We start from the raw sequence: 5731 nt of genomic DNA, 5'->3' as shown, positions 1-5731 counted from the left end.
CTCCTTCCCGGGGGTGGCTTTTGGCGGACGCGGGGTTTGACGGGAAGGAGGTGTGGGGGGTTTTGGGGGAGGCGGGGGTGCGGCCGGTGATCCGGCTTCGGGGCGGGGGCGAGGCCAGGGAGGAGGCGCGGGTGCGGGCGCGGGAGGGGTGGGACCCCGAGGTGTACCGGTTTCGCGGGGTGGTGGAGGGGGTGTTTGGGGGGATGAAGACGCGGCTGGGTGGGGGGTACCTTTGGGAGCGGAAGCCTTGGACGGCCATGGCGCGGGCGCTTTTGGAGCTCATCGCCTACGGCCTTAGGGTTCTTCTCTCCCTTCTCCCGCCCCCTCCGGGGTACAAGGCGATTTACTAGGCAAGCCCCTTCCTGGTTGACGGCAAGGCCAAGCCTCCCTATGCTTAGGGTCTGGCGGGGGACGCCCGCCTTTGAGGAGGAAGGGGCTTAAGGCGCCTTCTCCCCTGACGGAGGTAAAGATGCCCATCAGCAAGGAAGAGAAGCAGAAGGTCATCGCCGAGTTCGCCCGCTTCCCCGGGGACACGGGGAGCACCGAGGTGCAGGTGGCCCTCCTCACCTTGCGGATCAACCGGCTTTCCGAGCACCTCAAGGCCCACAAGCACGACCACCACTCCCACCGGGGCCTCCTGATGCTGGTGGGGCAAAGGCGCAGGCTCCTGCGGTACCTGGAGCGGGAGGACCCAAAGCGCTACCAGGCCCTGGTTGAGAAGTTGGGGCTTAGGAAGTAAACTGGAACCTAGGTCGGGGGCGGGGCCTTAGGGCTCCGCCTTTCCCTTGAGGTTAGCCATGCCAGAAGCCACACCCAACACCCCCAAAGCCTTCCGCTACGAGGTCCAGGTGGCCGGGCGCCCCCTGGTGCTGGAGACCGGGAAGTACGCCAAACAGGCCTCGGGGGCCGTGGTGGTCCGCTATGGGGACACCGTGGTCCTGGCCACCGCCCAGGCCTCGGAGAACCCCGTGGAGGCCGACTTCCTGCCCCTCACCGTGGAGTTTGAGGAGCGACACTACGCGGTGGGCAAGATCCCGGGGAGCTTCATGCGGCGGGAGGGCCGCCCGGGGGAGAAGGCCATCCTCTCCGCCCGCATGACGGACCGCCCCATCAGGCCCCTTTTCCCCAAGGGGTTTCGCCACGAGGTCCAGGTGATCGTCACCGTGCTCTCCGCGGACCAGAAGAACCCCCCGGACATCTTGGGGCCTACGGCGGCCAGCGCCGCCCTCATGCTCTCCGACATCCCTTGGGAAGGCCCGGTGGCCGCGGTGCGGGTGGGGCTCATCGGGGGGCAGCTGGTCTTAAACCCCACCCTCCAGGAGCTGGAGGAAAGCGCGCTGGACCTGGTGGTGGCGGGAAGCTGGGAGGCCATCCTCATGGTGGAGGCCGGGGCGAACGAGGTGGACGAGGAGCTCCTGGTGCAGGCCCTGGAGTTCGCCCACCGGGAAATGCAGCCCATCCTGGAGCTTCAGGAGGCCATGGCCCGGGAACTCGCCAAACCCAAGATGGCCTGGACCCCCCCGGAAAGCCTCCCCGAGGAGGAGAAGGAGGCCTTCTACCGCCTGGCCCTGGAAAGGGGCCTCTCCCAGGTGCTCCAGACGGCGAGCAAGGGGGAAAGGAGCCGGGCCCTTTCGGAGTTCGCCGAACGCCTCATCGCCGAGGCCCTCCCCAAGGGGGAGGACGGCACCCCGGACGAGGGCAAAAAGCCCCTCTACGAGAGCGCCTTTGACGAGGTGGTGCGGCGGGAGCTCAGAAGGCTCGTCCTCGAGGAGGGCAAGCGGGCGGACGGCCGCGGGCCCAAGGACCTCAGGCCCATCTGGATTGAGGTGGACGTCCTGCCCCGGGCCCACGGCTCCGCCGTCTTCACCCGGGGGGAGACCCAGGTCCTGGGCACCGTCACCCTGGGCACGGGCCGGGACGAGCAGATCATTGACGACCTGGGCATTGACGAGACGGACCCCTTCCTGGTCCACTACAACTTCCCGCCCTTCTCCACCGGGGAGGTGAAGCGCCTAAGGGGCGTCTCCCGCCGCGAGGTGGGCCACGGAAACCTGGCCAAGCGGGCCCTCAAGGCGGTGCTTCCCAAACAGGAGGACTTCCCCTACACCATCCGGGTGGTGGGGGACGTCCTGGAGTCCAACGGCTCTAGCTCCATGGCCACGGTCTGCGCCGGGTGCCTGGCCCTCATGGACGCCGGGGTGCCCATCCGGGCCCCCGTGGCCGGGGTGGCCATGGGCCTGGTGTGGGAGGGGAACCGGGCGGTGATCCTCACGGACATCCTGGGCCTCGAGGACGCCCTGGGCGACATGGACTTCAAGGTGGCCGGGACCCGCCAGGGGGTCACCGCCTTGCAGATGGACAACAAGGTGGGGGGCCTTCCCCGGGAGGTGCTGAAGGAGGCCCTCCTCCAGGCCCGGGAGGCCAGGCTCAAGATCCTGGACCTGATGGAGGCGGTCCTCCCCGCCCCCCGCCCCGAGCTCAAGCCCTTCGCCCCAAGGATCCTCTCCCTCAAGGTGCCCGTGGAGAAGATCGGCCTGGTCATCGGCCCCGGGGGCAAGAACGTGCGCGCCCTGGAGGAGCTTGGGGTGGAGGTGGACATTGAGGAGGACGGGACGGTGCGCATCTACTCCAGCGACCTCGAGGCCGCCCTGGAGGCCAAGAAGCGCATAGAAGACCTCACCCGCGAGGCCAAGGTGGGCGAGGTGTACGAGGGCACGGTGACCAAGATCACCCCCTTCGGGGCCTTCGTGAGCCTCTTCCCCGGCACCGAAGGGCTCTTGCACATCAGCCAGATCGCCCCGGGCCGGGTGGAGCGGGTGGAGGACCACCTCAAGGTGGGGGACGTGATCAAGGTCAAGGTCCACCGCATTGACGAACGGGGCAAGATTGACCTGATCCGCCCCGAGCTGGAAGGCAAGATCCCCCCGAGGCGGCGCTAAACAGAGGCCGTCTTGAGGCGGGGACGCCAAGGCCCGGACTTTCCGGGCGGAAAGGAGACCCATGGAAAACCCAGAGCGCAAGCCCAGAAGGAGGCGGCGGCGCAGGCCGCAGGAGGCCCTGCCCCAGGGAGGGGGCCAGGAGGCTGTGGAGATCATCCCCCTGGGGGGGATGGGGGAGATCGGCAAAAACATCACCGCCTTCCGCTACCGGGACGAGATCTTCGTCCTAGACGGGGGGCTCGCCTTCCCCGAGGAAGGGATGCCCGGGGTGGACCTCCTCATCCCCCGGGTGGACTACCTCATAGAAAACCGCCAAAAGATCAAGGCCTGGGTCCTCACCCACGGCCACGAGGACCACATCGGAGGCCTTCCCTTCCTCCTCCCCATGGTCTTCGGCAAGGAAAGCCCGGTGCCCATCTACGGGGCGAGGCTCACCTTGGGGCTCCTCCGGGGGAAGCTGGAGGAGTTCGGCCTTAGGCCCGGGGCCTTCAACCTCAAGGAGGTCTCCCCCGACGACCGCATCCAGGTGGGGCGGTACTTCACCCTGGACCTCTTCCGCATGACCCACTCCATCCCCGACAACTCCGGGGTGGTGATCCGCACCCCCATCGGCACCATCGTCCACACGGGGGACTTCAAGCTGGACGCCACCCCCATTGACGGGAAGGTCTCCCACCTGGCCAAGGTGGCCCAGGCGGGGGCGGAAGGGGTTTTGCTCCTCATCGCCGACGCCACCAACGCCGAACGGCCCGGCTACACCCCAAGCGAGATGGAGATCGCCAAGGAGCTGGACCGGGTCATCGGCCGCGCCCCCGGAAGGGTCTTCGTCACCACCTTCGCCAGCCACATCCACCGCATCCAGTCGGTGATCTGGGCGGCGGAGAAGTACGGGCGGAAGGTGGCCATGGAGGGGCGGAGCATGCTGAAGTTCAGCCGCATCGCCCTGGAGCTCGGCTACCTCAAGGTGAAGGACCGCCTCTACACCCTGGAGGAGGTGGCGGACCTCCCCGACCACCAGGTCCTCATCCTGGCCACGGGAAGCCAGGGCCAGCCCATGTCCGTCCTCCACCGCCTGGCCTTTGAGGGGCACGCCAAGATGGCCATCAAACCCGGGGACACGGTGATCCTCTCCTCAAGCCCCATCCCCGGGAACGAGGAGGCGGTGAACCGGGTCATCAACCGCCTCTACGCCCTGGGAGCCTACGTCCTCTACCCCCCCACCTACAAGGTCCACGCCTCGGGCCACGCCTCCCAGGAGGAGCTGAAGCTCATCCTCAACCTCACCACCCCCAAGTTCTTCCTGCCCTGGCACGGGGAGGTGCGGCACCAGGTGAACTTCAAGTGGCTCGCCGAGTCCATGAGCCGCCCCCCGGAAAAGACCCTCATCGGGGAGAACGGGGCCGTTTACCGCCTCACCCGGGAGACCTTTGAGAAGGTGGGGGAGGTGCCCCACGGGGCCCTCTACGTGGACGGCCTGGGGGTGGGGGACATCACCGAGGAGATCCTGGCCGACCGCCGCCACATGGCCGAGGAGGGCCTGGTGGTCATCACCGCCTTGGCGGACGAGGAGCCCGTGGTGGAGGTGGTCTCCCGGGGGTTCGTGAAGGCGGGGGAAAAACTTCTGGGAGAGGTCCGGCGCATGGCCCTCGAGGCCCTCCTCGCCGGGATGCGGGAGAAAAAGCCCCTGGAGCGCATCCGGGACGACATCTACTACCCGGTGAAGAAGTTCCTGAAGAAGGCCACGGGCCGAGACCCCATGATCCTGCCCGTGGTCATAGAGGGGTGAGGGATGTACCGGTCCATCCTCCTGCCCACGGACGGAAGCGAGGCGGCGGAGAGAGGAGTGCGGGAGGGCCTCCGCCTGGCCCAAGCCCTAAAGGCCAAGGTGGCCTTCCTCTACGCCCTGGAGCCCTTGGGACCGAGGCTTCTCCTGGGCCCGGAAACCCTCCCCTACTACCAGGAGCTGGTGGAGGACCTGCGCAAGGAGGGGCTTGCCGCCCTGGACCGGGCCACCCGCATGGCCGAGGAGCTGGGCCTACCCTTTGAGGCCCACCTCCTGGAGGGCCTGGCGGCGGAGGTCATCCTGAAGGAGGCGGAAAAGCACGACCTCGTGGTCCTGGGCACCCACGGACGCACGGGGCTAGACCGCCTCCTCCTGGGGAGCGTGGCCCGGGATGTGGCGCGGAGGAGCCCCAAGCCCGTCCTCCTGGTGCCTCACCGCAGGGCGTAAAGCCAAAGGAGCCCCAGGAGGTAGAGGGCGAGGAGGAAGAGGGTGTCCCAGGAGAGCACCGCCAGCTTGCGCGCCGCCTGGTAGCTCATCCCCACGAGCACCACGCCGTACATGGCCAAGGCCACCAAGACGGCGGCCAGGTGGCTGGAGTGCGCCTCCAGGAAGAAGGCCCCCGGGTAGAGGGCCTCGTCCCAGGCCAGGATCAAGGCGTTGAAGAGGTTATACCCTTTCTTGTTGTATTCTTCGTCCATGACCGTGGCCGACCACCTGACCCTGAACGAGCTGTGGCGGAGGGTCAAGAAGGCCAAGGACCCGATAGAGAAGCATCGCTTCCTGGCCGTCTACCACGCCAAGCGGGGACTCGCCGCCAAGGAGATCGCCAAAATCACCCTCAGCTCCACCCGCTGGGTCCAGGAGACGGTGCGGCGCTACAACCGGGAAGGGCCGGAGGGCTTGAAGGACAAGCGGCACCAGAACCCGGGCCAGAAGCCCAAGCTGACCCCGGAGGAGCAGAGGAGGGTCCTGGAGGCCCTCCAGGGCCCCCCACCCGACGGGGGCCTGT

Annotated in this window: 6 protein-coding genes and 1 pseudogene; 6 read left to right on the top strand and 1 reads right to left on the bottom strand. The window is 67.7% G+C overall.

What is annotated here, in order from left to right; all coding sequences use genetic code 11:
• The 5 genes and pseudogenes from BLP62_RS13125 to BLP62_RS13105 form a co-directional block, all read left to right on the top strand.
• A pseudogene (locus BLP62_RS13125) lies at positions 1 to 350 on the top strand (IS5-like element ISTth7 family transposase); the annotation flags it as partial.
• Between the two features lie 119 nt (positions 351 to 469).
• On the top strand, positions 470 to 739 hold the full coding sequence (gene rpsO, locus BLP62_RS13120; protein WP_093008723.1) for a 30S ribosomal protein S15: 270 nt from the start codon (positions 470 to 472) through the stop codon (positions 737 to 739).
• Between the two features lie 58 nt (positions 740 to 797).
• Complete coding sequence (gene pnp, locus BLP62_RS13115; protein ID WP_093008722.1) at positions 798 to 2939, top strand: polyribonucleotide nucleotidyltransferase; 2142 nt, start codon at positions 798 to 800, stop codon at positions 2937 to 2939.
• 61 nt (positions 2940 to 3000) lie between these two features.
• On the top strand, positions 3001 to 4725 hold the full coding sequence (locus tag BLP62_RS13110) for a ribonuclease J (RefSeq protein WP_093008721.1): 1725 nt from the start codon (positions 3001 to 3003) through the stop codon (positions 4723 to 4725).
• Between the two features lie 3 nt (positions 4726 to 4728).
• Complete coding sequence (locus BLP62_RS13105; RefSeq protein WP_093008720.1) at positions 4729 to 5169, top strand: universal stress protein; 441 nt, start codon at positions 4729 to 4731, stop codon at positions 5167 to 5169.
• On the opposite strand, the gene BLP62_RS13100 is transcribed toward BLP62_RS13105, so the two are convergent.
• The gene (locus BLP62_RS13100; protein ID WP_241374326.1) at positions 5154 to 5420 is read right to left on the bottom strand and encodes a hypothetical protein; all 267 of its coding nucleotides are present in this window, start codon (positions 5418 to 5420) and stop codon (positions 5154 to 5156) included. The genes BLP62_RS13105 and BLP62_RS13100 overlap by 16 nt on opposite strands.
• Here BLP62_RS13100 and BLP62_RS13095 point away from each other — a divergent pair.
• Positions 5419 to 5731 (top strand): helix-turn-helix domain-containing protein (locus BLP62_RS13095; RefSeq protein WP_143004362.1); only part of this gene is annotated, 313 nt, incomplete at its 3' end. The genes BLP62_RS13100 and BLP62_RS13095 overlap by 2 nt on opposite strands.

It is taken from the genome of Thermus arciformis, from assembly GCF_900102145.1.
In the GTDB taxonomy this organism is placed as follows: domain Bacteria; phylum Deinococcota; class Deinococci; order Deinococcales; family Thermaceae; genus Thermus; species Thermus arciformis.
This window is presented reverse-complemented; position numbering and strand designations above follow the sequence as displayed.